This is a genomic window from Peptoniphilus harei (assembly GCF_900454685.1).
Taxonomy (GTDB): Bacteria; Bacillota; Clostridia; order Tissierellales; family Peptoniphilaceae; genus Peptoniphilus_A; species Peptoniphilus_A harei.
The window spans coordinates 834,053-859,118 of the sequence record NZ_UATM01000032.1; the positions used below are offsets into that span (position 1 = coordinate 834,053).

The 25,066-nt window shown below is 35.9% G+C and carries 25 protein-coding genes; 20 read left to right on the top strand and 5 right to left on the bottom strand.

Going from position 1 to position 25,066, the window contains the following annotated elements; genetic code table 11:
• Window positions 1–48: 48 nt before the first annotated feature.
• Window positions 49–1,059 (bottom strand): aminomethyltransferase family protein, encoded by a 1,011-nt coding sequence (locus DRZ96_RS05345; RefSeq protein ID WP_112889861.1) that lies wholly within the window; start codon window positions 1,057–1,059, stop codon window positions 49–51.
• 311 nt (window positions 1,060–1,370) lie between these two features.
• Between DRZ96_RS05345 and nadA the strand changes: the two genes are divergently transcribed.
• The 14 genes from nadA (at window position 1,371) to DRZ96_RS05415 (ending at window position 15,536) form a co-directional block, all read left to right on the top strand.
• The gene (nadA, locus tag DRZ96_RS05350) at window positions 1,371–2,294 is read left to right on the top strand and encodes a quinolinate synthase NadA (protein ID WP_236587167.1); all 924 of its coding nucleotides are present in this window, start codon (window positions 1,371–1,373) and stop codon (window positions 2,292–2,294) included.
• Window position 2,295: 1 nt separating this feature from the next.
• Window positions 2,296–3,558: an L-aspartate oxidase gene (locus tag DRZ96_RS05355; RefSeq protein ID WP_112889863.1), complete on the top strand. Its 1,263-nt coding sequence runs from the start codon at window positions 2,296–2,298 to the stop codon at window positions 3,556–3,558.
• Window positions 3,530–4,375, top strand: coding sequence for a carboxylating nicotinate-nucleotide diphosphorylase (gene nadC, locus DRZ96_RS05360; RefSeq protein ID WP_112889864.1), 846 nt, complete (start codon window positions 3,530–3,532; stop codon window positions 4,373–4,375). Before DRZ96_RS05355 ends, nadC begins: the two co-directional genes overlap by 29 nt.
• A 7-nt stretch (window positions 4,376–4,382) precedes the next feature.
• Entirely contained in the window at window positions 4,383–4,892 is a 510-nt protein-coding gene (locus tag DRZ96_RS05365) for a transcription repressor NadR (protein ID WP_112889865.1), read from the top strand.
• 251 nt (window positions 4,893–5,143) lie between these two features.
• Window positions 5,144–6,295 carry a stalk domain-containing protein gene (locus DRZ96_RS05370; protein ID WP_112889866.1) on the top strand — a complete coding sequence of 384 codons (1,152 nt, stop codon included), beginning with the start codon at window positions 5,144–5,146 and terminating at the stop codon, window positions 6,293–6,295.
• Window positions 6,296–6,514: 219 nt separating this feature from the next.
• Window positions 6,515–7,423: a substrate-binding domain-containing protein gene (locus DRZ96_RS05375; RefSeq protein WP_112889255.1), complete on the top strand. Its 909-nt coding sequence runs from the start codon at window positions 6,515–6,517 to the stop codon at window positions 7,421–7,423.
• Window positions 7,424–7,442: 19 nt separating this feature from the next.
• The gene (pstC, locus tag DRZ96_RS05380; RefSeq protein ID WP_112890573.1) at window positions 7,443–8,351 is read left to right on the top strand and encodes a phosphate ABC transporter permease subunit PstC; all 909 of its coding nucleotides are present in this window, start codon (window positions 7,443–7,445) and stop codon (window positions 8,349–8,351) included.
• Entirely contained in the window at window positions 8,344–9,225 is an 882-nt protein-coding gene (gene pstA / locus DRZ96_RS05385) for a phosphate ABC transporter permease PstA (protein WP_112889867.1), read from the top strand. Before pstC ends, pstA begins: the two co-directional genes overlap by 8 nt.
• Complete coding sequence (gene pstB, locus DRZ96_RS05390; protein ID WP_070700427.1) at window positions 9,225–9,980, top strand: phosphate ABC transporter ATP-binding protein PstB; 756 nt, start codon at window positions 9,225–9,227, stop codon at window positions 9,978–9,980. The genes pstA and pstB overlap by 1 nt, the downstream gene beginning before the upstream one ends.
• Window positions 9,980–10,618, top strand: a complete 639-nt coding sequence (gene phoU / locus DRZ96_RS05395) for a phosphate signaling complex protein PhoU (RefSeq protein ID WP_112889868.1) — start codon at window positions 9,980–9,982, stop codon at window positions 10,616–10,618. Before pstB ends, phoU begins: the two co-directional genes overlap by 1 nt.
• Window positions 10,619–10,646: 28 nt before the next feature.
• Window positions 10,647–11,327: a response regulator transcription factor gene (locus tag DRZ96_RS05400; RefSeq protein ID WP_070700433.1), complete on the top strand. Its 681-nt coding sequence runs from the start codon at window positions 10,647–10,649 to the stop codon at window positions 11,325–11,327.
• Between the two features lies 1 nt (window position 11,328).
• Window positions 11,329–13,005, top strand: a complete 1,677-nt coding sequence (locus tag DRZ96_RS05405; RefSeq protein ID WP_112889869.1) for a sensor histidine kinase — start codon at window positions 11,329–11,331, stop codon at window positions 13,003–13,005.
• A gap of 145 nt (window positions 13,006–13,150) precedes the next feature.
• Entirely contained in the window at window positions 13,151–13,459 is a 309-nt protein-coding gene (locus tag DRZ96_RS05410; protein ID WP_112889870.1) for a DUF6110 family protein, read from the top strand.
• Between the two features lies 1 nt (window position 13,460).
• Window positions 13,461–15,536 (top strand): heavy metal translocating P-type ATPase, encoded by a 2,076-nt coding sequence (locus tag DRZ96_RS05415; RefSeq protein WP_112889871.1) that lies wholly within the window; start codon window positions 13,461–13,463, stop codon window positions 15,534–15,536.
• An 82-nt stretch (window positions 15,537–15,618) separates the two neighbouring features.
• Here DRZ96_RS05415 and DRZ96_RS05420 read toward each other — a convergent pair whose 3' ends face one another.
• A complete protein-coding gene (locus tag DRZ96_RS05420) occupies window positions 15,619–16,143 on the bottom strand; it encodes a DUF4364 family protein (protein ID WP_112889872.1) in 525 nt (174 codons plus the stop codon).
• 97 nt (window positions 16,144–16,240) lie between these two features.
• Between DRZ96_RS05420 and hpt the strand changes: the two genes are divergently transcribed.
• The 6 genes from hpt to DRZ96_RS05450 all read left to right on the top strand — a co-directional run bounded on the left by hpt (window position 16,241) and on the right by DRZ96_RS05450 (window position 20,884).
• Window positions 16,241–16,768: a hypoxanthine phosphoribosyltransferase gene (gene hpt, locus DRZ96_RS05425; RefSeq protein WP_112889873.1), complete on the top strand. Its 528-nt coding sequence runs from the start codon at window positions 16,241–16,243 to the stop codon at window positions 16,766–16,768.
• The gene (locus DRZ96_RS05430; RefSeq protein WP_112890574.1) at window positions 16,755–17,669 is read left to right on the top strand and encodes a type II CAAX endopeptidase family protein; all 915 of its coding nucleotides are present in this window, start codon (window positions 16,755–16,757) and stop codon (window positions 17,667–17,669) included. Before hpt ends, DRZ96_RS05430 begins: the two co-directional genes overlap by 14 nt.
• Window positions 17,670–17,680: 11 nt before the next feature.
• Window positions 17,681–18,418, top strand: coding sequence for an SIR2 family NAD-dependent protein deacylase (locus tag DRZ96_RS05435; RefSeq protein ID WP_112889874.1), 738 nt, complete (start codon window positions 17,681–17,683; stop codon window positions 18,416–18,418).
• Window positions 18,415–19,140 carry a class I SAM-dependent DNA methyltransferase gene (locus tag DRZ96_RS05440; protein ID WP_112889875.1) on the top strand — a complete coding sequence of 242 codons (726 nt, stop codon included), beginning with the start codon at window positions 18,415–18,417 and terminating at the stop codon, window positions 19,138–19,140. The genes DRZ96_RS05435 and DRZ96_RS05440 overlap by 4 nt, the downstream gene beginning before the upstream one ends.
• Before the next feature lie 2 nt (window positions 19,141–19,142).
• A complete protein-coding gene (gene hslO / locus DRZ96_RS05445; RefSeq protein ID WP_112889876.1) occupies window positions 19,143–20,063 on the top strand; it encodes an Hsp33 family molecular chaperone HslO in 921 nt (306 codons plus the stop codon).
• Between the two features lie 95 nt (window positions 20,064–20,158).
• The gene (locus tag DRZ96_RS05450; protein ID WP_112889877.1) at window positions 20,159–20,884 is read left to right on the top strand and encodes a Fic family protein; all 726 of its coding nucleotides are present in this window, start codon (window positions 20,159–20,161) and stop codon (window positions 20,882–20,884) included.
• Window positions 20,885–20,950: 66 nt separating this feature from the next.
• Here DRZ96_RS05450 and DRZ96_RS05455 read toward each other — a convergent pair whose 3' ends face one another.
• The 3 genes from DRZ96_RS05455 to DRZ96_RS05465 all read right to left on the bottom strand — a co-directional run bounded on the left by DRZ96_RS05455 (window position 20,951) and on the right by DRZ96_RS05465 (window position 25,065).
• Window positions 20,951–21,457: an ECF transporter S component gene (locus DRZ96_RS05455; RefSeq protein WP_112889878.1), complete on the bottom strand. Its 507-nt coding sequence runs from the start codon at window positions 21,455–21,457 to the stop codon at window positions 20,951–20,953.
• Window positions 21,458–21,592: 135 nt separating this feature from the next.
• Window positions 21,593–23,887, bottom strand: coding sequence for a homoserine kinase (gene thrB / locus DRZ96_RS05460; protein ID WP_112889879.1), 2,295 nt, complete (start codon window positions 23,885–23,887; stop codon window positions 21,593–21,595).
• Complete coding sequence (locus tag DRZ96_RS05465; protein WP_112889880.1) at window positions 23,884–25,065, bottom strand: homoserine dehydrogenase; 1,182 nt, start codon at window positions 25,063–25,065, stop codon at window positions 23,884–23,886. The genes thrB and DRZ96_RS05465 overlap by 4 nt, the downstream gene beginning before the upstream one ends.
• Window position 25,066 lies beyond the last annotated feature (1 nt).

A 25,066-nucleotide genomic window follows, 5' to 3' on the forward strand; every position in this document is an offset into this window, starting at 1 on the left:
TTAGGCTCCTTAATTTTTTATACTTCCAATTATTCTCTTATTTATTTTTTATCCTCTTACTCTTTTGTTTTCCTTGTCGTAGAAGACCCTGTCGCATAGTTTTGCTTGGATGCTTCCTGCTTTTGTTTTTATTTCTACTTCCTTGCCTTCCACTGCCTTATCTTTTTCTATCATGCAGTAGCCGATGAATTTTTCTACTGTGTAACCGTAAGTGAATTTTGTTACCTTCCCGATTATCTTGCCGTCAAGTAAGACTTCGTCGCCTGCTTCTACTTGGACGTCTTCTAATAATTCAAAGCCAAAGAGATCACGAGTTACATTTTCTTTTGCCTTTAATAGAGCATCTTTTCCAATGAAGTCACTGTCCCAAGCTACTGTCCAGCCGTAACCAACTTCAAGTGGGTTTGCTCCTTCAAGGTCACTCATAAGAACGTAGCTTTTTTCGCCAGGAAGACTGCCAATTATTACATCTGTTGTGATGTTTACGAGGTCAAATTCTTTTCCAGCTTCTTTTATCTTTTCTTCTAATATATCTTTTTTGTCTGACTGAACGTAAAGTTCGTAGCCAAGTTCTCCAGTGAAGCCTGCCCTTGCCACCATAAGGTCCAAATCGCCAAGAGAGTTGTCTTCAATTGTGAAGAATTTTAAATCTGAAATGTCCTTGTCCACAATTTTATTTACAAGGTCCTTGGATTTTGGTCCTTGAATAGCAAACATTGTGAGTTTGTCTGTGATATTTTTGTAGTCTAGGTCAAAGCCATCCTTAAATTTGTCAAACCATTCAATCATCTTGTCTATATAGAGAGTAGAAATCAAAAATTTATCTGCTTCTAGTCTAAATACAATTACGTCATCAATAATTTTTCCTTCTTCATTTAACATTGTTGTGTAAAGAGCGTGAGTGTCTTTCATATTTTTAATGTCATTTACAAACATCTTGTCTAAAAATTTTGCTGCATCCTTGCCCTTAACATCTAGGACTTGGTGAGTAAAGTCGTAATAACCAACGCCTGATCTAACAGCTTCGTGTTCTTTTCTTCTTAAAGCATCATTTTTCATAAGATCACTTTCCTTTATTACTTTAAAACGACATCCTATATTACTATGATACCCTTCAAATATTTTAAATAACAAAAGCTTTAGAATAAAGAGATTTTAAAAATTATTTGAAAGTGAAAATTAAATTGGACTTTAGAAATAAAAGCAAGTTGGTAAAAATAAACTCAGTCATTATTTTAAAAATATTTTTCTTAGAAAGATAATAATAAATTATAAAGTCACTTGCCTATAAAAGGTAAGTGTATATACACTTGACTTGTCCAGTCTGCTTCATTGTAATATAATTTTAAGTAAAATTTATTAGGAGATTGGTGAAATTGAAAAATTTAGAAAATTTAAGTTTAGAAGAAAAAATTGAAATATTAAAAAAATTAAAGGAAGAGAGAGATGCTGTCATACTTGCCCACTACTATGTTGATGAAGAGATCCAAGCCGTGGCTGACTACATAGGAGATTCTTTCTTCTTAGCTCAAAAAGCTACAGAACTCAAGGAAGAAACCATAGTTATGGCTGGCGTCTACTTCATGGGAGAAAGTGTTAAGATTTTGAATCCAAGCAAGAATGTTTTGATGCCCGACCTTGGAGCAGACTGTCCCATGGCCCACATGGTGAGCGTTGAAAAAATTAAGGAGATGAGAGAGGCCTACGATGACCTAGCAGTTGTAACTTACATAAATTCTACTGCTGAGATCAAGGCCTACTCAGATATTTGTGTCACATCTTCAAATGCTGCAAAGATTGTAAATAAATTAGAAGAAAAAAATATATTTTTTGTTCCAGATAAAAATCTTGGGGCTTATATTAAGAAGTCCTTGCCAGATAAAAATGTTATTTTAAATGATGGCTACTGTCCTGTTCACGACGAGATAGACCTTGAGGATGTGAAAGCTTACAAGGGTAAGGTAAAAATTTTGGCTCATCCAGAATGTAGGAAAGAAGTCTTGGACCTTGCTGACTTCATTGGATCTACAAAGGCAATCATTAATGAAGCAGGTAAGTATGATGATGTTTTAGTTGTAACTGAAGAAGGAATTTTTACTGAGTTAAAGAAAAAATATCCAGATGTTAAATTTAGGAAGCTTGCCAAGGGACCAGTTTGTGATGATATGAAAAAATTAACTTTGGATAAGATTATTGAAGTCTTAGAAGAAAATAAAAATCAAGTAGAAGTTCCAAGAGAAATTGGGGAAAAAGCTTTGAAACCTCTAGAAAAAATGTTGGAGTTAGGTGCATAGGATGAAAAAATTTGATGTTTTAATTGTTGGTTCAGGACTTGCTGGAGTCAGCACTGCCCTAGAGTTGAGTAAAGATTACAAGATTGGTCTTGTAACAAAGAAAAAGTTAGAAGATTCAAATTCTTATCTTGCCCAAGGAGGGATAAATGTATTAAGAGATGGTGACGACAGACAAGTTTTTATAGAAGACACTATGAAGGCTGGCCACTACAAGAATAATTTAAAGTCAGTTGAGACCATGGTGGACAAGTCCCAAGAGGCAATTGAGTTTTTAATGGACCTGGGAGTTGAGTTCACAAAGAAGGATGGAGGACTTGATTATGCAAGAGAGGGTGGTCACTCAGCATCAAGGGGCCTTCACATTGACGATGAAATAGGCAAGGGAATCTTGGATGTCCTATATAAAAGGCTAAGAGAAAGACCTAACATAGAAATATTTGAAAACACGCCTATACTTGACCTTATTGTAAAAGATGGCAAGTGTTATGGGGCAAGGTCTCACGATGAGGTTTTTATTTCAACTAATGTGGCCCTTGCAACTGGTGGCCTTGGTGGACTCTTTGACAAGTCAACAAATTTTCCTCATATCTCAGGAGACGGACTTGCCATGGCAATAAAAAATGGAGTAAGGCTTAAGGACATTTCTTACATTCAGTTTCATCCAACATCACTTTATGAAGAAGGAGTTGAAAGGCAACTTTTAATTTCTGAATCAGCAAGGGGCGAAGGGGCATTACTACTAAACCACAAGGATGAAAGGTTCACAGATGAAATGAAGCCAAGGGATATTGTTGCGGGAGCCATAAGAGAAGAAATGGAAAAGGAAGGAGTGGACTTTGAGTACTTGTCAATGAAGCCCCTTGGAGAAGAAAAAATTCCCAAGAGATTTCCAATGATTTTTGATGAGTTGAGGGACAGAGGAATTGATCCAAGATATGAAAATATTCCAATAGTTCCCTGCCAACACTACACTATGGGAGGAATTCTTTGTGACATAAAGGGAAGGACTAACCTAGAAGGCCTCTTTGTTGTTGGTGAAGCTGGCAATGTTGGTATCCATGGCTCCAATAGACTCGCCTGCAATTCACTTCTTGAGTGCGTGGTTTTTGGGAGGATTTTGGCAGATTTCTTAAATAAAAATAAATTTGACAATGCAGAAATAAATTTCAAAATTGATACAATGGATATTGATGAAGAAGAAATGAAAAAAATTATTTTTGAAAGGATAAGAGAAGATGAGAGAGCTAAAGCCAATCTTAATTGACAAGTATATACTTGCTGCCCTAAGGGAAGACATGACTAGTGGTGACATAACAACAGATTCAATTTTAAAAGATGAGAAGGCTGAAGTAAATTTAATTGCAAAGGACAAGGGAATTCTTGCAGGCCTTGATGTATTTAAGAGGGTATTTGAACTTTTAGACGAAGATGTGACCTTTGAATTTTATTTTTCTGATGGTGATGAGGTTAATAACAAGGACTTAGTAGGAAAAATAAGGGGAAGAGCCAAGGCAATCCTTGAGGGAGAGAGGACGGCCCTTAATTTCTTGCAAAGGATGAGCGGGATAGCAACTTACACTAAAAAAATGGTTGACGCCCTAGACAGCGAACATGTAAAAATTCTTGATACAAGAAAGACAACTCCAAATATGAGGATTTTTGAAAAATATGCAGTGACTCTTGGTGGAGGATATAACCACAGGTACAATTTATCTGATGGAATTATGTTAAAAGACAACCACATAGATGCATCGGGAGGGATAAGAGAGGCAGTGGAAAAAGTTAAGAGTCTCAATCCCTTTGTAAAGAAAATTGAAGTCGAAGTGGAAAATTTTGACCAAGTGAGGGAGGCCTTGAAGGCAAAAGCTGATATAATAATGTTAGACAACATGGATATAGAAGAGATAAAAGAAGCCTGCAAGATAATTAATAAGAGAGCCATCATTGAGTGTTCGGGTAACATTAGTCTTGAAAATATTAATTCTTATAGGGACCTAGATATTGATTATATATCTTCAGGTGCAATTACTTATAGTGCAGGAGTCTTGGACCTATCCATGAAAAATTTGAAAATCTATTGAGGGAAATATGTTGGATCCAAAATCAAGAAGAGAAGACTTGTTAAAAATTTTATACGAAAGTCAAAAGCCCATGTCGGGAGAAAATCTGGCAAAAAAGTTTGATGTAACAAGACAGGTTATAGTCCAGGACATGGCAATACTCAGGGCCTCTGGCAAGGACATTGTGTCAACTAATAGGGGCTACTATCTAAACGAAGCCAGGACCCAAAAAGTTTTCAAGGTCAAGCACAGTGACAAGGACATAAAAAAAGAATTAGAAGCCATTGTTGACATGGGAGGACTTGTTAAGGACGTCATTGTCCACCACAAGGTCTATGGTGAAATAAAAAAAGATCTCAATTGTTCATCGAGAAGGGATGTCAAAATATTTTTAGAAAAGATGGATGAAGAAAAGTCCAAACCCCTTGATGTATTAACTGGTGGAGTTCACTATCACACAGTTGTAGCAGAAAATGAAGAAGTCATGGAAGAGATAGAAGTTGTCTTGGGGGAAATGGGATTTTTAATAGAAGACTAGGGAGTTTATAAAAATATTTTTTATACAAAACTCTTTATAAAGAGATTAAAAATAAAGAAAATAAAGATGGAGTCAGTTTAAAATTACTGACTCTTTTTTAATTTTAATTAGCTGAGATATCGAGACAAAAATATTTTTATTTATTTATAATTTATCGGATTAGTGTATTGACACAAACTTATTATTCCTATACAATTGACTTAGATGTAAACGTTAACTTTTTGCTTTATTTTAAATTTAAGGAGGTTTTTATGAAAAAAAGCAAGAGAATTATTTCATTGTTTTTATCTTTACTAGTGCTATTTTCTACAATTAATGTATTCGCAGTAAGACACCCTGTAAAAGATATACCTTTAAATGGAATAATAGTAAATGATCATATCGTGTATAGTGATGTATATCCTTATATCAAAAATTCTAGGACTTATGTACCTATCAGATTTATTGCTGAAGAACTAGGATATGATGTTAAGTGGGATGGTGCCAATAAAAAAGTAATAATGAAAAATGGTAACACAAATGTTGAACTTACTATTGGCTCAAACAAGATGAAAGTAAATGGTAAAGTTCTTACTTTAGACGCACCTGCTGAAATCAAAGATGATAGAACTTTCGTACCTCTTCGTGCAATCGCCGAATCTTTTGGTGAAAAAGTAGATTATTCTAAGGATTATAAAGCAGTATATATTGGTGATAATCCTGTATATAACAAAAATTACAAGGTAGTTTATTATTATGAAGGTGCTAATCCAGTAATTACTGACTACACAATAAACATTGTTACTTATAAATTAACAATAAACAGTGAAAAGATTTTAGAAGCTGACAGTATGGAGAGCTTATTAACTCTATTATTTACTGATATTGATAACTATAGAACAAGTGGAAGATCAAAACTTGGTAATATTACAACTTATAAGACAAACAAAACAACTTACACTCAACCAACAGTTCAACCAAAGGAAGAAACTGTATATGTTAAAAAAACTGAATCAAATGTTGCCAAAGAAAAACAACTTAAGGATGAACATTATGTTGTTTCTACAGATGATGTCCTTGTAGGGTCCTGGTATGGTCCTAGTAGTTATGGTGCAGATGGAAACAGTTACCCTATTGATACTTACACATATATTACAAGCTTAGGAAATGGAAGGTATAAATTAACTAACAGAACGATATTATCATCAGACAGAAGCTCTGAATTTTTTGATGAACAATATGGATATTATGATAAAGATAAAAATGCTTTAGTAGTAGAAGAATCTCATAAAACCTATGGATCTACTGGATTTTTTGCTGGTCGAGATTCATATGCGATTGCTGGAATCTATTATTTAGAAAATTCTAATACAAGATTGTCTTGGGATAAGCTTGGTGCAAAATATTACCTAGACAAGTATTAAGATTATTAAAATTATAAAAATTGAAGGCTCAATTTTAAAATTAGAGGGACTCGTTAACTCGAGTCTCTTTTTTGATTGAATATTTATTAAATTTTTCCTTTCAAAAAAATCAAAATAATTTACATAAAATTTACAAAAGACATCTTGGCAATTTACAAATCAAAATTATAATGACCATGAAATAAAAAATAAAATTAAGTTTTGAAAGGATGAAAATTAATGAAGTTAAAAAGTTTTGGAAAGATTGCTGTAGTTCTTGCTCTAGGTGCAAGTCTTGTTGCTTGTGGAGGAAATAAAAAGGAAAATGCCACTGCTAATGCTGGTGGAGCTGCAGGTGCAGAAGGAAAAGATCTTGGAACAATTAACGTTATATCAAGAGAACAAGGTTCAGGTACAAGATCAGCCTTCACTGAACTAACAGGAGTTCTTGTTAAGGAAGGCGACAAGGAAGTTGACAAGACTTATGAAGAAGCTGCTGTTCAATCTTCCACTGATGCAGTTCTTACTACTGTACAAAATGATGCAGGTTCAATTGGTTACATTTCTCTTGGATCTTTAAACGACGATGTTAAGGCTCTAAAGGTTGAAGGAGTTGAAGCTACTCCAGAAAACATTAAGTCAAACTCTTATAAGCTTTCTAGACCTTTTAACCTAGCTTACAAAAAAGATGTAGATGAAAAATCAATGGACTTAGTTAAATTTATCATGTCTGACGAAGGACAAAAAATTTGTGAAGAAGAAGGTTACGTTGGAGACGCTAAGGGCGAAACTTATGAACCAATTGATAGCGATGCAAAATTAACTGTTGCAGGTTCAACTTCTGTTACTCCTCTTATGGAAAAACTTGTTGAAGCTTACAAGGCAAAGAACCCTAATGTTGTGATTGATATCCAATCTAATGGTTCATCAGCTGGTATGACTGCTGCAATGGAAGGAACTGCACAAATTGGTATGGCATCAAGAGAACTTAAGGACGAAGAAAAGAATGCTCTTGATTTCACAGTTATTGCAAGAGATGGTATCGCAGTTATTGTAAATAAAGAAAATGCTTGTGAAGATGTGACTATGGATGATTTACAAAAAATCTTTACTGGAGAATTAACTGAGTGGTCAGGACTTGCAAAATAAAAAATGCAAAGGAAATAAAATGGAAAATATTAATATAAAGGCCCCTCGAGATGACAAGAGGACCAGGACATTTTCGTGGGAAGAAGTATCTAAGTACTTCTTCCTACTTTGTTCTGTACTTTCAATTTTCTTCTTACTCCTAATTTGTACCTTTATCTTCAAAGATTCAATAGAATTTTTTGGTAAAGTTGGAGTGAAGGATTTTATATTTAACGACTCTTGGGCACCTATGAATCAACCGCCAACTTATGGAATCTTATCCATGATTCTTGGCTCAATAATTATTACAGCCCTATCTTGTTTGGGAGCAGTGCCAGTTGCCATTATGGTGGCAGCCTACTTGGCCTTTGATTGTCCCAAAAAATTTTACAAAATTTTAAAACCAGGACTTAATTTAATGACAGGGATTCCATCAATAGTTTATGGTTTCTTTGCCCTAACAATTATTGTTCCTATTAACAAGTCTATCTTTGGTGGAAATGGGATGAATATTTTAAGTGCATCAATCTTGCTTTTAATAATGATCCTACCAACAATAATTTCTATGGCAGAAGCTTCACTTAGAACTGTGCCAAAGTCTTATTACTCAGGCTCACTTTCTCTTGGGGCATCTCACGATGAAACTATAACAAGAGTTATGATACCTGCTGCAAGATCAGGAATTTTTGCAGGAATTATACTTGGAATTGGTCGTGCCATTGGTGAAACTATGGCAGTAATCCTTGTTGCTGGTAACCAAACAAGACTTACACTTAACCCTCTCAAGGGAATTAGAACTATGACTACAAATATTGTATTGGAAATGGCTTACGCTGCTGGCGACCACAGGCAAGCCCTAATAGCAACAGCAGGAGTCCTATTTATTTTTATCTTAATAATAAATACAAGTTTCTTCATAGTTAAGAACAGGAGGGAAAAAAATGACTAAAATAATTGCCCTAGGTCTCTTGGCCCTATTTATAATTTCAATTCTTGGACTTCACTTTGTTGGCAAGATGTCCTTTTATAAAATAACAACGAGACTATTTTCAGCTATGACTCTTGGAGTCCTAGTCTTTATAGTTATATTTGTTGTAGTAAAGGGAGCCCTATCCTTTAGACCGAGTATGTTGTCTCTTAACTATTCAACAGAAAATCTATCCATGGGTCCTGCCATTGTAACAACACTTTTAACAGTTGTCCTTTCAATTTTACTGGCATCACCTATTGGAATTTTTACTGCAATATTTTTAGTTGAGTACACAAGGGTGGAAAACAAACTAGTAAAGGCAATAAGACTTGCAACAGAAACTCTTGCAGGTATTCCTTCCATTGTATACGGACTCTTTGGAATGTTATTCTTTGGACTAAAATTAAAAATGGGATTTTCAGTAATTTCTGGTGTTCTAACAGTTTCTATAATGATCTTGCCAATTATTATCAGGTCAACTGAAGAAGCTTTAAAGTCAGTTCACCCATCAGTGAGACAAGGTTCCCTTGCCCTTGGTGCAGGTAAGCTTAGGACAATCTTTAAGGTTGTACTTCCTATAGCAATCCCAGGGATTTTATCAGGCATAATTTTATCTGTTGGCCGTGTAGTTGGAGAAACTGCTGCCCTTATGTACACACTGGGAACAGCAACATCTCTTCCAACATCTATTAGATCATCATCAAGGACTCTTGCTCTTCACATGTACGTTCTTTCATCAGAAGGAAAGCACGTTGGAGAAGCCTATGCAACTGGCATGGTCCTCTTGATTTTAGTTTTAATAATAAACTGGTCTTCTACAAAACTTGCAAACAAACTTAGTGAGGTTGAATAATGAATACAAAAATGAGCGTTAAGGATCTTGATCTCTTCTACGGAGACTTTCAAGCTCTTCACAATATAAACTTAGACATAAGAGAAAGAGAAATTCTTTCCTTTATTGGGCCATCAGGTTGCGGCAAGTCTACCCTATTAAAATGTTTAAATAGGATGAACGACCTAGTTGTTGGCTGCAAGATTGATGGAGAAATAAAACTCGATGGCGATGACATCTACGCCAAGAATTATGATGTAAATAAACTTAGGAAAAGAGTGGGTATGGTCTTCCAACAACCTAATCCGTTCCCAATGAGCATCTACGAAAACATCGCCTATGGACCAAAGACCCATGGGATAAAAAACAAGGCTGAGCTTGATGAAATTGTTGAGTCATCACTTAAGCAAGCTGCCATTTGGGATGAAGTAAAAGATGACTTAAAAAAGTCTGCCCTTTCCATATCAGGTGGGCAACAACAAAGACTTTGTATAGCAAGAGCTCTTGCAGTTAATCCAGAAGTTATATTAATGGACGAACCAACATCTGCCCTTGACCCAATTTCCACAGGAAAAATTGAGGACCTTGCCCAAGATTTAAAGGACAAGTACACAATTGTAATGGTAACCCACAACATGCAACAGGCATCAAGAATTTCAGATCAAACTGCCTTCTTCTTAAATGGAGTTATTGTTGAAAAGGGAAATACTGTAGATATCTTTACAAACCCAAGGGAAGAAAAAACAGAATTATATGTAACAGGAAGGTTCGGCTAATGAGAAAAAGATTTGATGATGAATTAAGGCACTTAAATGACTTGGTCTTAGAGATGGCAAGTTTAAATGAATCTGCAATTAAAAAGGCAATTTCACTTTTAGATGAAAAGGACAAGGATATTGCAGAAGAAGTCATCCAAGATGAAAAGAGAACAGACCAATACGAAAAAATTATTCAAGACCAATGCCTTAAAATTTTTGTAGAGCAACAACCAGCAGCAAGTGACCTTAGGAGGGTCTCTTCTGCCTTAAAGATGATTACTGACTTAGAAAGAATTGGGGATAACGCAAGAGATATTGCAGAAATTTGCATGGGCCTAGCTGATGACGGTGACACTACAAGCCTACCTCTTATAAAGGAAATGGCAGAGGCAACAGTTAATCTTTTAAATAGGTCCATTGATTCCTTTGTAAACTTAGATCTTGATCTTGCAAAGAAAATTGATGACGAAGATGATGTTATTGACAATTATTTTGTAATGATAAGAGACCAATTAATTGATATAATAAAGTCAGATTTTAATCCAGCAGCTGCCATTGATTATATAATGATTGCCAAGTACTTGGAAAGAATTTCTGATCATGGAGTTAACATTGCTTACTGGGTGATCTTTACTATAGAAGGTTCAAGAAGCTAATTAAAAATCAAAAAATAAGGATGATTTTATGCTAATTTATCTTGTTGAAGATGATACATCGATTTTAAAATTAATTGAATACTCTTTAAACACTAAGGGTTACGAGGTCAGAGCCTTTGAAAAGGGCAAGGACTTCTTTAAAGTTCTTGAAGAAAAAAGGCCTGATTTAGTCCTCCTTGACATAATGCTTCCCGACATGGACGGAATCGAGATTTTAAAAAGGCTTAGGGAGAGAGAAGAAACTTCTGACACCTGGGTCATAATGATAACTGCCAAGACTTCAGAATACGACGTGATTTCTGCCCTTGACGAAGGAGCAGACGATTACATCAAGAAGCCATTCTCTGTCATGGAACTTTTATCAAGAGTTGGGGCAGTGGAAAGACGAGCTAGCAAAAAGCCAAAGGACACAGGAGTCCTTGACTACAATGGGATTGTTATAAAAGACAAGAACAGGTCTGTCACTATTGATGGTGCTCAAGTTGACTTTAGCTTAAAGGAGTATGAAGTTTTAAAATATTTAATTCTAAATAAGGACATAGTTATCTCTCGTGAGAAACTCTTGACAGAAATTTGGGGTTACGACTATGAGGGAGAAACTAGGACTGTGGACATGCACATAAAGTTAATAAGAGATAAGCTTGGTGACAAGAGGGGATGCATCAAAACCATTAGGGGAATTGGTTACATGATGACCAAGGAGGAATGAGATGAAAAAAAGATTTTTCAGATACCTCCTTGGAATTGCCCTCTTGACTTTATTTTTATCAACTGTGGCTTCCATGTTTGTATTTTATTCTGGTTACGCCAAGAGGTCCAACGAGGACTTGAGAAACATTGTCATGACTATGGGAGAAAGTCTCAACAAGCATGAAGATGACATTGCTTACTTGGAAGGACTTGCAAATAAAAAATTAGACTTTAGGATAACCTTGATAAGAGAAGATGGAGAAGTCCTTTATGATTCAAAGAAGGATGTAAAACTCTTGCCATCTCACAAGGACAGGCCAGAAGTTATTGAAGCAAAAAAACTTGGCTACGCGCAAGTGGAAAGATATTCCAACACCCTATCCAAGGACCTCTACTATGTCAGCCTAAGGCTTGATGATGGAAATATGATTAGGATTTCAAGAGAAATGGACAACTTAGTTGGTGCCTTCACCAAGGTCCTTCCTCTTGATATATTAATGTCCCTTGTGATATTTGTTGTTGCAGCTTTTGTTTCAAGTAGTTTAACCAAAAAGACCTTTGATCCACTAAACAATCTTGAAGAAGACTTGATAAATATTGACACAAATATTTTTCCAGAGATTAGTCCCTTTATAAATAGGATTAAAAGGCAAAAGCTAACTATTGATGAAAACTACAAGGAGATTGCCAGAGAAAGAGACACAATAAATACGATTTTAAAAAATATGAGGGAGTCCCTTGTTATTGTTGACGAAAACAAAAATCTCTTGACAGTAAATGACTCTGCAAGAGAAATCTTTAATTCAAAGAGAGACATTCTTGGAGAAAATATTATAAATCTCATTAGAGATGAAGAAATTTTAAAAATGGCTGATGAGGCCCTTGAGGGCAAGAGCACTGAAGCCATAACGAGAATTGGCAACAGGGACTACAAGTGTTACGTAAATCCAGTCTTTGAAGACAAGAGGGTTAGGGGACTTTTGATCTTATTTATTGATGAGACGGAAGAAATCAGGGCCCTAAGACTTCGTGAAGAATTTTCATCCAATGTTAGTCACGAGTTAAAGACTCCCCTTACATCAATCTCTGGTTTCTCAGAACTTCTTGTCAACAACTTGGTAGAAGACAAGGACAAGGAAGGTTTTTATAAATTAATTTACAATGATTCCAAGAGACTACTAAGTCTTGTGGAAGACATTATGAAAATTTCTGGCCTTGAAAATGCAGGAGACTATGACAAGGAAGAAGTTGACCTAAGGGAAATAATTTCTGAAATCCTAAAGGGCTATGAAGGCTTAATTGAAGAAAAAAATATTAAGGTTAACTTTGAGGGGGATGGCAGTCTTTTTGAAAACAGGACTATGATTTGGGAGCTCTTCTCCAACTTAATCAACAACGGACTTAAGTACAACAAAGAAGGAGGAAGGCTTGACATAAAAATTTCTGAAGAAGAGGAGAATTACAAGGTTCACATTGCTGACACAGGAATTGGAATCCCTCAAGAAGACCTTGCAAGGATTTTTGAAAGATTTTACAGGGTAGACAAGTCTAGGTCACGTAGGGTTGGTGGAACAGGTCTTGGCCTCTCCATAGTAAAACACATCCTGCAAAATATAGACGGAAAGGTAAAGATTTATTCACAACTTGGTAAAGGAACGACCTTTGAATTACTTTTAAAGAAGTCAAAGAAAAATTAATTTCATAAATTTTAGAGACACAAAAAGAGGACCTTCGCGGTCCTTTTTTGTTTTATTTTTTAAAAATATTAAGATTTATATTCTTAAAAAATAAAAAAAATAAATGCTATTATATCCTTAAAATAGATTTTATTAGGAGGATATTATGAACAAGAGATTAATTAATTTAGGACTAGGTTTAGTAGCAGGTGCTCTTGGTGGAAAAATTCTTACATCAGAAACTGCAAAAAAATTAGCAGTTAACACAGTAGCTGGTGGCCTAAAAATCAAAGAAGGTATCGACAAAAACCTTGAAGCTGTAAAAGTTTCTAGTGAAGACATTCTTGCTGAAGCAAAAGTAAAAAAGGCAGAAGATGAAAAGAAGGAAGCTGAAAGAAAGGCTCAATTAGATATAGAAAAAGTTTCCCAAGCAGAAGTAGAAGAAGAAGTTGTTGAAGAAGAAGTAGAAGACTAAAATGATTGCTTCTATTGCTAGTAGGACTCTTGGAAGGACTCGCTTCACCTATGAAGGGATCCTGCCAGAATCCAATGTAAATAAATTAAAATACAAGATTGAAGAGCTTGAGGGAGTTAAGTTTTGTAAAATTTCTCCCCTAGCTAATTCTATAGTCGTATCTTATGAAGAAAAATTTCTGCCAAAGATAGCAAGATTTATCTTAAACTTTGACTTAAGTGACTTAGATGACTTTGAAATTGATGATTCAGACTTTGTCCCACAAAATGATAGGGAAGTCTTTCATATCTTGCGTGATGCAATGTATAGGAGGATTTTCTTTACAAAAATTATGCCAATGCCCTTGAGACCTCTTGGCGTAGTTATAAAATCAATCCCTTACATCAAGGCTGGTTTAAGAAGTCTTAAGAACAGAAAACTTGACGTCAGTCTACTGGATGCCACAGCTATTGGAGTTTCGATACTGGATGGAGAGTTTGCTGATGCAGGCAGCATTATGTTCTTACTAGAACTTGGCGAAGAACTAGAAGACTACACCCTAAAGAAGTCCAAGGATAACCTGGCTCAGTCATTGAAGTTAAACGTTGATAAGGTCTTTGTTCTTGATGGAGATAAGAAGTATTTAAAGAAGCTTGAAGATGTAGAAATTGGCGAGCTTGTTGAAGTCGACATGGGGTCAACTATTCCTGTTGACGGAGAAATAATTAGGGGCTACGGCATGGTCAACGAGGCATCCCTAACTGGCGAGTCACTTCCTGTTAAGAAGACTGAAGGCAAGACTGTCTTTGCAGGCACTGCCCTTGAAGAGGGAGCCATTTTAGTGAGGACTGCAAAAAAATATGACGACTCAAGAATCAACCACATAATAGAATTAATTGGAGAAAGTGAAAAGAACAAATCCCTTGCAGAAAAGAGGGCAGAATCTCTTGCAGATTCTATTGTAAAATATTCCTTCCTTGGGGCAGGCCTAACTTATCTTTTGACAAGAAACTTTATCAAGGCCAAGTCCTTTTTAATGGTGGACTTCTCTTGTGCCCTAAAACTTACAATGCCAATTGCAACAATGAAGGCAATTTCGTCGGCATCAGAAAGAGAAATCCTTGTAAAGGGTGGAAGGTATCTTGAAAAGTTGGCCCAAGCTGACTCCATAGTCTTTGATAAGACTGGAACTCTTACAAAGTCAGAGCCAAAGGTTGAGAAGGTAATTGCCTTTTACGACCACGATGAAGATGAATGTCTAAGGATTGCAGCCTGTCTTGAAGAACACTTCCCACATTCCATTGCCAATGCAGTTGTTAAGGCCGCTAAGGATAAGGACCTCAAGCATGAAGAGATGCACTCGAAGCCAGAATATATTGTGGCTCATGGAATAAAATCAAGTATTGAGGGAAGACCTGCCTTAATTGGATCGGCTCACTTCATACTTGAAGATGAAAAGATTCAAATCGACAAGGCCCAAGAAGATAAGATTGAAGAGTTAAAGGAAGACTACTCACTCTTATACCTAGCCTATGATGAGAAATTAATTGCAGTAATTTGTATAAAAGATCCAGTGCGTGAAGATGCAAAACTTACTATTGATGCCCTAAGACAACTTGGATTTACAAAAATTGCCATGCTAACTGGCGACGCAGAGAACTCTGCAAGAGCTGTGGCAGAAGAGCTTGAACTTGATTATTATGAGTCACAAGTCTTGCCCGAAGACAAGAAAAATTATGTAGACAGGGAAAGGGAAGCAGGCAGGACTGTTGTCATGATTGGAGACGGAATCAACGACTCCATTGCCCTATCATCGGCAGATGTGGGCATCTCCATGCATGAAGGTGCAGACATAGCAAAAGAAATTGCAGACATATCCATTAAGTCCGACTCCTTAAAGGAACTTGTTGATGCAATAAAAATTGCAAGAGGACTTGAGAGAAGGATCCACAGAAATTACAGGGAAATTATTTCATTTAACGGGGCCCTAATTATCCTAGGAGTATTGGGTTACGTGACAAATACTCGTTCAGCCTTCCTCCACAATGCCTCAACAGTTGCCATTGCAGGAAGAAATATGAGGGACTACGCAATTTAAAATAAATTTGTAAATAAAAAAGTAAAAATATATTTTTCCAAATCTCAAAAAAAGAGGACCTTCGCGGTCCTTTTTCTTATGCTTATTTACTGTCTTCTTCTGTCAAAATTCTCAAGATCTCTGAATAAATATCTTCAGGATTTTTTTTGAAATTGGCGGTTATTTTTTTCGCCATAGTGGGGTCTGATGCTTCAATTTTTAAATCAAGAACATCAATCTCGTCATCCCTAATTTTTAAATGAGCGTAGTGGCTTCCATCTCTTTCAATGACTTGACCTGATACAGAATTTTTTAAGAGCAAGTCGTGGTGGTAGGTCTCCATCTTCTCGTCTAAAAATTTTATATTCTCTTCAGGTATTTGCTCATAGAAAATATTTAGGGTCTTTGTCCCATCTTCTGAAAGATAATATTTTTTATCGTCGTCAAAGAGGACAAGGCCTGTTGACTCTAGCTCCTTTAAATATTGTTTGAAATAAAAATAATTAAAGAGCTCAATATCCAATACAAAATAGGACAGGTCATTTTCCTTGAGCCTGTGATTGAAATTATCTATTATGTAGAGGATTAATAATTTATTTAATGCAAGTTCAAAAGAACTTTTTTTCATAAGATCACCTTCCAAGTAATTATACCAAAGCCAGGCTCATAAAGGCAATTAAAGATGAATTTTTACAAGTTTTTGATATAATGTAGGTGGAGGAATTATGGAAAAAGAAATTTTATTTTCTCGTGAAGAGATCAAAGAAAAAGTTGTAAGCCTGGGCAAGATGATAGAAAAAGACTTCGAAGATGATTTCGTAGTTATTTCTCTTTTAAGGGGAAGTTTTATCTTTGCAGCAGACTTAGTTAGAGAGATAGATAGATTAGTTGAAATAGATTTTTTGACAACTTCAAGTTATGGTCATAGCGAAAGCTCAAGTGGAGAAGTTAGGTTCTTGACAGACCTTCGCACTAATATCGAGGGCAGAAATGTCTTAATAGTTGACGACATATTGGACACAGGCAACACCCTCTACGCAGTGAAGGAAAAGTTAATGACTTACAAGCCAAAAACTTTAAAGACTTGTGTCTTGTTGGACAAGCCTTCAAGGAGAGAGGCAGATGTAAGTGCCGACTACGTTGGCTTTGAAATCGAGGACCTCTTTATAGTTGGTTACGGCCTAAACTATGGGGACCACTACAGAAATGTCCCTTACATTTACACTTACACAGAAAAAAATGAAAAACTTTAAGAAGAAGACTTTAAATGTGATGAGTGTCAACTCCTTGACCCTTGTCCTTGCAATTATATTTTTGACAATTGGATTTAACATCCAGGAACGTTTTAGCTTTTGGGGGACTTTTATAACAGAAGTGGGTATAGTTTTGATTCCAGCCCTTTTAATTTCCTCAACAGGAAGAATAAAAGAGGTCCTAAAGATCAAGAAGGCCCCAATGAAGAGCCTGGGACTTACAATAATCCTTGTGATATTAATTTATCCTGTGATCTTGCTTTTCAACGGAGTATTTTTGTCCCTTCTTTCAAATTTTATTGAATACAAAAATTTTCCCATGGAGCTAATGCTACAAAATGTTCCAATTTTTAATTATTTGATTTTCATGTGCCTTGTGCCGGCAATTTGTGAAGAAGTTTTCTTTAGAGGAACTCTTACCAATGCCTACAATGTTTATGGAGAGAGGTTTGCCATAGTGGTATCGGCCCTTGTCTTTGCCCTCTTCCACTTTGATATCCAAAATTTTATAGCACCCTTCTTGTTGGGACTTTTGTTTGCAAGTTTAATTGAAGTCACAGGTTCAATTTTGCCTGCAATCTTGGCCCACTTTGTCAACAATGTTCTTGCAGTTTTGTCGGCAAGATACGTTAACGAAAGGGTCTTTAACTTTTTGAGACAGACGAAGTTTTCTCGTGAGATAGGATCTCTTGAGCTTTCAATAATTATAATTCTAGTTGTCCTTTCAATTTTTTCAATAATCCTTGGCAGGTTTATCATGAAAAGTTTGAAGGAGGAGAACAAGTCTGAAGGTCAGGTTAAGATAAGATATAGGGACGTGGAAGCAATTGATTTATTCAACTTTGTTCCTCTCATTGCCCTTGTGATTTTGTATTTCATCTATCACTACATTGTTTTTTAAGGAGATAGGATATGGATAAGATTAGAGAAGCAGCAGATTTAATTTTAAAATCAAAGAAAGTTTTTGCCCTAACTGGCGCAGGTATTTCTACAGATTCAGGTATTCCTGACTTCAGGTCATCATCTGGATATTATTCCAAGATGGACCCAGCCCTTGCCCTTTCCAAGGACAGACTTTTAAACCATCCAGAAATTTTTTATAAGGAAGGCTACAAGATTTTAGAAGACTTAAATGACCAAGAACCAAACGGAGGCCACAAGGCTCTTGCCAAGATGGAAGAGGAAGGTTATCTTGCTGGTATAATCACACAAAATATTGACAACCTTCATGCCAAGGCTGGGTCTAAAAATATTTACGAAGTTCACGGAGAAACTCGTGGAACCCACTGCATGAAGTGTGGTAAGGAATATCCTTTTACTGTAATGAGAGAAAAGGTTGAAGCTGGAGAAATTCCACCTAAGTGTGATGAATGTGGTGGAGTGATCAGACCTAATGTTGTGATGTTTGGCGACATGATGCCAGATGATTTTGAAAGGGGAGCAAGGGAACTTGACTCTACTGAAACCTTAATTGTAGTTGGATCATCTCTTACAGTTTCACCAGTAAATTTCTTGCCAAACTATGTGGACCACTTGATTATAATAAACAACGACCCAACACCTATGGATAGGCGTGCCGATGTAGTCATCCACGAAAATTCCACTAGGGTATTACAAGAAATTTTGAAGGAGCTTGAAGCTAGATCATGATGTACGGAGATTTTGCTTATTTTTACGACAAGCTCATGTATGACCTTGACTACGAAAAAATTTATAAATTTATAGGAGAGCTTCTGGGGAAAAAATCTCTAGAAGCTGACTTAATTTTAGAAATGGCCTGTGGGACTGGAGGTCTCACAGAAAAGCTAGTCAAGGACTACAAGGTCCATGCCTTTGACCTTTCAGAGGACATGTTGGCAGTTTGTGAAAATAAGATTAGAAGTAGGAACTTAAGACTTTTTAAGCAAAACATGGCAGGTTTTTCTGCCCCATCAACTTATGACACCATAGTCTCAGTTGGTGACAGCTTAAATTATTTAATAGAGAGGGAAGACTTTGAGGCTGCCCTAAAATCAGCCTATGACCACTTAAGAGATGGTGGGATTTTTATCTTTGACTTAAACACAGAGTACAAGTTCAAGAACATTGACCCTGTAACTGTTGACGAAGTTGAAGATGTCTTCTATATTTGGGAAAATATTTTTGATGAAGAATCAAAGCTAAACACTTATGGAGTTAATTTTTTCAGAAACACTGAAGACAATAATTACAAGAGATTTTATGAAGAGCACCTAGAGAGGGCCTATGACCTTTCTTATGTGAAAAATATTTTAGAAGAAATTGGATTTTGTGATATGGAAGTTTATGATGACTATGACTTTAAAGAAGCAAGTGATGAAACTTCTAGATACACAATAGCCGCAAGGAGGTAAATTTGGGATATATTTTAAGAGCAATAGATGAGACAGAAACTATAAAAATTTCTACTGCCATAACAACTGACGTAGTTGAAGAGGCAGCAAAGATTCACAAACTATCAAAGACAACTGCAGCAGCCCTGGGAAGAGTTTTAACTGCAACAGCAATTATTGGATCATGGCAAAAAAATGAAAGGGATTCAGTAACTATTTCCATAAATGGAGATGGTCCAGCAGGTCCAATTGTTGCAACTTGTAAAAACGACGGTTATGTAAAGGGCTACGTTTCAAGACCAGGAGCCGACCTTCCAATAAGAGAGTATGACGGAAAGATTGATGTTGCTGGAGCCGTTGGCCAAGGAACCCTAACTATGACAATGGACGTTGGAATGAAGAAGCCTTACACAGGAACAGTTAACCTGACAAGTGGTGAAATCGCAGAAGATCTTGCAGTTTATTTCTTGCAATCAGACCAAGTTCCATCAGCAGTTGGTCTTGGAGTCCTTGTTGATGTTGACTATTCAATCAAGGCAGCAGGTGGCTTTATAGTTCAACTAATGCCAGACTGTAGGGAAGAAGAGATTGCAAAGCTAGAGGAAAACTTGAAAAAGCTAAACAACGTAACTTCAGTGATTGATGAGTACCACGATGCAGAAAAGTTAATTGAAATCTTAATGGAAGGCATGAACTACAAGGTTCTTGAAAAGAGAGAAATTGAGTACAAGTGCAACTGCTCTCGTGAAAAAGTTGAAGATGCCATTGTGTCAGTTGGACCACAAGAAATTAAAAAAATTCTAGAAGAAGACAAGAAGGCAGAAGTGAATTGCTACTTCTGTAACTCTGTTTACGATTTTGACGAGGAAGACCTTGAGAGAATGCTAAAGAAGGCCGAGGACATAAATAAAAATAGGGAAGTTATTATCCAAGATAATTTTTAGATTAAATTTTTTTATATCTTTTAAAATAGTTTAAATCTATTTGATATTTTGTCCGATTGGTTAGTGAATATTAATTAAAGGAATGTAAGGATCCTATGAGTAGAAAATTATTAGACGTTTTAAAATATGAAAAAAACAATAAAATAAGTGGTGGAATATATCACAAACTCCAAGTTGAATTCACTTACAACTCTAATCACATAGAAGGAAGCAAGTTGACTGAAGACCAAACTAGGATGATATTTGAAACCAACACCCTTGGTGTCAATGAATCAGTAAATGTCGATGACATTATAGAAACCTTAAATCATTTTCAATCAATTGATAAGGTCATAGATTCCTACGACGAAGAATTGACAGAAGCTTATATAAAAGACCTTCACAAGGCTTTAAAAGCTGGCACAAGTGACTCCAAGCTAGATTGGTTTAGGGTTGGAGATTATAAGGCTTATCCAAATGAAGTTGGTGGAAATGAAACGACTTCGCCTGAAGATGTGCCACATGAAATGAAAAAACTTCTAGATTCTTACAATGAGAAGAAAGAGAAAAGACTTGAAGATATAATTGACTTCCACTATAGGTTTGAAAAAATTCATCCTTTCCAAGATGGGAATGGTAGAGTCGGAAGGCTTATTATTTTTAAAGAGTGTCTCAAGTATGACTTTGTTCCCTTTATAATTAGCGAAGACTTAAAATTTTTCTATTATAGGGGACTTGCAGAATACAAAAAAGAAAGAGGATTCTTGGTAGAAACTTGTCTTTCAGCACAAGATAGGTTTAAGGCATATTTAGATTATTTTAAAATCGATTATAGAGACTAAAAGAAAATTTTATAAAAAAAGAAAGATAGCTAGAAAATTTAATCTAGCTATCTTTTTTTTATGTTTTTATCTTATGTTATTAAAAACTTTTTCCATGGGTTTAAAAACCACAAGGACTATGACAGATGAAACTGCAATTTGAATTAGGTTGCCTGGTATTGACGCAAGGGGTGCGACAAGTGAAGACAAGATAAAAATTTCTCCTATGTAGTAAACCACAACTTTTACAAGGGCAACAAGTATAAAAGATGTAATTAAACTTTTAAGATTGTGCTTCTTGTAGTTCATCTTGTTTAAGATGTAGCCCATGATTAGGGCTGAGATCACAGTCATTGGTGACCAAAGAATCCATCCACTTGTTAAGTCAAATAGGCCCATGCCCAAAGCTCCTGCTGTCATGCCCACTCTCTTGTCAAAAAATATGGCAGCCAAGAAGAAGGGGACATTGCCCAAGTGAATCAGGCCTCCGTTGGGGGAGAAGGGGAGTTGGATTTTTACCAGCCAAGTGAATACATATACAAGTGCAATAAATAGTGAAGTGATGACAAGGTCTCTGACCTTAAAATTTTTCATGAGTGCTCCTTTCACATTTTTTTAAAATAATTTAGAATTATTTTACCAGAAATTGTCATATAAATAAAGAGCAAGGTCGACAATACGGCCTTGCTTTAAAAATTTTAATTTATAAACTTTTTGTAAAATTAATTTTTAAATTATGAAGGCACCCTTCTCATCAATATCAAGAAGTCTTACTTCATAAGAATTTGAAAGCTTATCTAATTTATTTTTGATTTGGTCTTCTGAAGTATTGTCGTCTGCCTTTAAGACCACCATAATAGTGGATCCGGCACCACTTAGGTAGTGGCCAAGTGCTTCTGAATCATCAATAATTTTTTCAATATCATCGATTTCTGGAATTAATTTTAACCTGTAAGGCTCGTGAATTTTATCATCAAGGGCAACTTTTAAGTTTTCTTCATTGCCAGAGATTAATGACAAGATTACCATGGAAAGTCTTGAAAGGTTAAAGACAGCATCTTCCTTTGAGTAAGTCTTTGGCAAGGCATCTCTTGCTTCTTTTGTTGGAAGTTTGAAGTCAGGAATTATTGCCAAGAATTTAAAATTATTTGAAACTTCAAATTCTTCTAGGTAAACTTGATCATCCTTTAGGATTGATGCCACAGCATTGCCAAAAATTGCTGGAGCTACATTGTCTGGGTGGCCTTCCATCTTTGTTGCAAGTTTCAAAATTTCCTTCTTGTCAAAGTCTCTCTTCATGACATCAAAGGCAGCCATGATCCCCATGACAATGCAGGAAGCTGATGATCCAAGACCACGAGAAAGTGGAACATTGGTGTCCACATTAAAGTCCACAGGAAGGGCTTCCTCTCCATAGAAGTCAAAGGCATACTTGTAGGCCTTGTAGATTAAATTTGAATTTATATTATTTTCAAATTCATTTTTGTCATCACTTAACTTAAACTCACAAGTGTTGGCAAGGTCAAGGGCAAGACCAAGGACGTCAAAGCCAGGTCCAAGGTTGGCTGAAGTGGCTGGGACGGAAATTCTCTTGCCACGTCTTGCAAATTTTAAGACCTCTTCTTCAATTTCATTTTTAAGAATTTTTGTCTTGTGAAGAATTTTTTTATTTTTTAATTTTTTAATTTCAGATGGAATCTTAACTCCAGTTTTTTCGTGAAGGATATCAATATTTTCAAACTCATCATCTGAAAGATTTTCCCCTAAAGCTCCTAAGACTGTAGAAGAAAACTTGTAGGGACTTGCTGTTGATAAGATTACTGTCTTATGAAGTCCAAGCTTGTCTACAATATTTTTTGCAACTCCTGTGTGGGGATCCATCAAATAATTTTCTTCTTCAAAGACCTTCTTAATAGTTTCCCTTGTCTCATCTTCCTTGGCAAAACCACACAAGAATTCATGGAAGTCGCTCTTAAATTCAAAGAGACCCTTGTCTTTTAAGTCAGCCATTTTTTCTTTAACGACTTCATCAGATGACTTGTGGAAGATTAGTCTTTCAAGGTTTGATGAAACCAAGATGTCCATGGAAGGAGAAATTGTCTTTACAAGGTCCCTGTTGGCATCGTATCTTCCACTAGTGAAAAAGTCTGTCAAAACATTGTTATCATTTGATGCAATGACAAGATTGTCTATTGGAAGTCCCATTTCCTTTGCGTAATATCCCGCCAAGATGTCTCCAAAGTTTCCCGTAGGAACACAGTAGGAGATTTTTTCTCCGCCACTTATTTTTTTATTCTTGACTAAGTCTGCGTAGGAATAAAAATAGTAGATGATTTGGGGAAGGAGCCTGCCAATGTTTATGGAGTTGGCAGAAGAAAGATAAATATTTTCCTCTTTAAGCTCTTCTTTTATCTTTTCATCGTTAAATATTTTTTTCACAGCAGATTGGGCATCGTCGAAGTTGCCATCAATGGAAATAACCTTTGAATTTAAAGATCCTGTTGTATCCATTTGGGCCTTTTGGATGGAACTCACACCTTCTGTTGGGTATAAGACCAAGATGTCAATGTCTTCTGTGTTGTAAAAACCTTCTAGGGCAGCCTTACCTGTGTCGCCAGATGTTGCAGTCAAAATAAGGGTTTTGTCCTTGATACCAAGAGATTTTTTGGCATAGGCCAAGAGGTTTGGAAGAAGGCAAAGTGCAAAGTCCTTAAAGGCAGAAGTCCTGCCATGATAAAGTTCCAGGTAAAAATCCTTTTGGTAAGAAACTTTTGCAATTTCATCTTCAAAGGATGCGTAGGATTTTTCTATAAGCCCTAACAAGTCGTCCTTGTCAAAGTCTGTGAGATAAAGTGAAAGAATTTTGTGGGCCAAGTCTGTGTAAGACAGGTCCAAGTTCTCCATTATGTCAAAGGCAGGGAAGGATTCTGGGACAAAGAGACCGCCGTCTTCAGAGATTCCTTTGACAATGGCTTCTCTGCCAGAAATTTTTAAATTTGAATTTCTTGTTGATAAAAATTTCATAAATCCTCCTCAATTTCTGCCAAGAAAACTTTGTCGAGATTACCAAGGGAAGCTCTCAAGTTATCAAGGGAAACTTTTTTTGTAATTATTAGGTGTTCGTCATTTATAATTTTTTCTTCTTCTATTAAGTCTTTTAGTTCAGGAGAGACTTCAGAAGTCCTCACATAAAATTTGTTTTCCAAATTATTTTCAACTTCATAGGAATTTCCTGCGTCATAAAAAGTTTTTATTTCTCTTTTTGCAAGGATTCTCAAAAGGTCACGCATAACTGCATCGGCAGTTTCAAGCTTGCCTGCTCCAGGACCCTTGAGTTCGTAGGAAGTGAAGTTTTCTCCCCAGACCTTAACTCCGTTAGTTCCACCAAAAGTTTTTGCAAAGAAATTATCCCTAACAAAAGTAGGAATCACAGAAATATTTATCTTATCATTTGCTAGTTCTGACTTGGCAAGGACCCTAATGGAGTAGCCTCTTTCTTTTGCAAAATCAAAATCAGCTTTCTTTACATTTTCAATGCCAAAAGTAAAAATCTCATCTTCATTGATATTTGAATTGTAAATAAGAGAAGATAAAATTCTTATCTTTCTCATGGCATCAAAGCCTCCAACATCAGCAGTAGGATCTGCTTCTGCATAGCCAAGCTCTTGGGCTTCTTTTAAGACCTCGTCATAGGATGAGCCTTCAACTTCCATCTTTGAAAGGATGTAGTTGGAAGTTCCATTTAAAATTCCTTGGATCTTATTCATTTCGCTGAAGAAGGCCTCTTCCATTAGAGGATGGATTACTGGGATTGCACCAGCAACTGCAGCTTCATAAGAAAAATAAATATTTTTTTCTCTTGCAAGTTCATTTAACTCTTCAAAGTATTTTGAAACTACGGCTTTGTTGGCAGTTACAATATTTTTGCCAGCTTCCATTAATTTAACAATTCTCTCATAAGTTTCTTCAAGACTTGAAGTCACATCAATAACTGTATCCACATCAGAATTTAAAATTTCGTCAAAATCATCTGTGAAGGCAAGGTCACCATCAAGGGGAGACCTTTTTTTATTTTTATTTCTAATTAAAACTTTTTCAATTTTTATATCAAAATTATTTTTTAAGAGGGACTCCCTCTTCTTGTATAAAATTTCTTCGACACCTGTTCCCACAGTGCCAAAGCCCATTATTGCAATTTTCAAC

What these genes read in the sequence shown, in the direction of transcription:
- DRZ96_RS05455 (WP_112889878.1), bottom strand. Translation starts at nt 21,457, where the DNA reads ATGAAAAATTTTAAGGTCAGAGACCTTGTCATCACTTCACTATTTATT.
- DRZ96_RS05355 (WP_112889863.1), top strand. Translation starts at nt 2,296, where the DNA reads ATGAAAAAATTTGATGTTTTAATTGTTGGTTCAGGACTTGCTGGAGTC.
- DRZ96_RS05375 (WP_112889255.1), top strand. Translation starts at nt 6,515, where the DNA reads ATGAAGTTAAAAAGTTTTGGAAAGATTGCTGTAGTTCTTGCTCTAGGT.
- DRZ96_RS05365 (WP_112889865.1), top strand. Translation starts at nt 4,383, where the DNA reads ATGTTGGATCCAAAATCAAGAAGAGAAGACTTGTTAAAAATTTTATAC.
- pstB (WP_070700427.1), top strand. Translation starts at nt 9,225, where the DNA reads ATGAATACAAAAATGAGCGTTAAGGATCTTGATCTCTTCTACGGAGAC.
- thrB (WP_112889879.1), bottom strand. Translation starts at nt 23,887, where the DNA reads ATGAAATTTTTATCAACAAGAAATTCAAATTTAAAAATTTCTGGCAGA.
- DRZ96_RS05405 (WP_112889869.1), top strand. Translation starts at nt 11,329, where the DNA reads ATGAAAAAAAGATTTTTCAGATACCTCCTTGGAATTGCCCTCTTGACT.
- nadC (WP_112889864.1), top strand. Translation starts at nt 3,530, where the DNA reads ATGAGAGAGCTAAAGCCAATCTTAATTGACAAGTATATACTTGCTGCC.
- hpt (WP_112889873.1), top strand. Translation starts at nt 16,241, where the DNA reads ATGGAAAAAGAAATTTTATTTTCTCGTGAAGAGATCAAAGAAAAAGTT.
- DRZ96_RS05420 (WP_112889872.1), bottom strand. Translation starts at nt 16,143, where the DNA reads ATGAAAAAAAGTTCTTTTGAACTTGCATTAAATAAATTATTAATCCTC.
- DRZ96_RS05415 (WP_112889871.1), top strand. Translation starts at nt 13,461, where the DNA reads ATGATTGCTTCTATTGCTAGTAGGACTCTTGGAAGGACTCGCTTCACC.
- phoU (WP_112889868.1), top strand. Translation starts at nt 9,980, where the DNA reads ATGAGAAAAAGATTTGATGATGAATTAAGGCACTTAAATGACTTGGTC.
- DRZ96_RS05400 (WP_070700433.1), top strand. Translation starts at nt 10,647, where the DNA reads ATGCTAATTTATCTTGTTGAAGATGATACATCGATTTTAAAATTAATT.
- pstC (WP_112890573.1), top strand. Translation starts at nt 7,443, where the DNA reads ATGGAAAATATTAATATAAAGGCCCCTCGAGATGACAAGAGGACCAGG.
- DRZ96_RS05430 (WP_112890574.1), top strand. Translation starts at nt 16,755, where the DNA reads ATGAAAAACTTTAAGAAGAAGACTTTAAATGTGATGAGTGTCAACTCC.
- DRZ96_RS05370 (WP_112889866.1), top strand. Translation starts at nt 5,144, where the DNA reads ATGAAAAAAAGCAAGAGAATTATTTCATTGTTTTTATCTTTACTAGTG.
- DRZ96_RS05410 (WP_112889870.1), top strand. Translation starts at nt 13,151, where the DNA reads ATGAACAAGAGATTAATTAATTTAGGACTAGGTTTAGTAGCAGGTGCT.
- DRZ96_RS05440 (WP_112889875.1), top strand. Translation starts at nt 18,415, where the DNA reads ATGATGTACGGAGATTTTGCTTATTTTTACGACAAGCTCATGTATGAC.
- DRZ96_RS05435 (WP_112889874.1), top strand. Translation starts at nt 17,681, where the DNA reads ATGGATAAGATTAGAGAAGCAGCAGATTTAATTTTAAAATCAAAGAAA.
- pstA (WP_112889867.1), top strand. Translation starts at nt 8,344, where the DNA reads ATGACTAAAATAATTGCCCTAGGTCTCTTGGCCCTATTTATAATTTCA.
- DRZ96_RS05345 (WP_112889861.1), bottom strand. Translation starts at nt 1,059, where the DNA reads ATGAAAAATGATGCTTTAAGAAGAAAAGAACACGAAGCTGTTAGATCA.
- DRZ96_RS05450 (WP_112889877.1), top strand. Translation starts at nt 20,159, where the DNA reads ATGAGTAGAAAATTATTAGACGTTTTAAAATATGAAAAAAACAATAAA.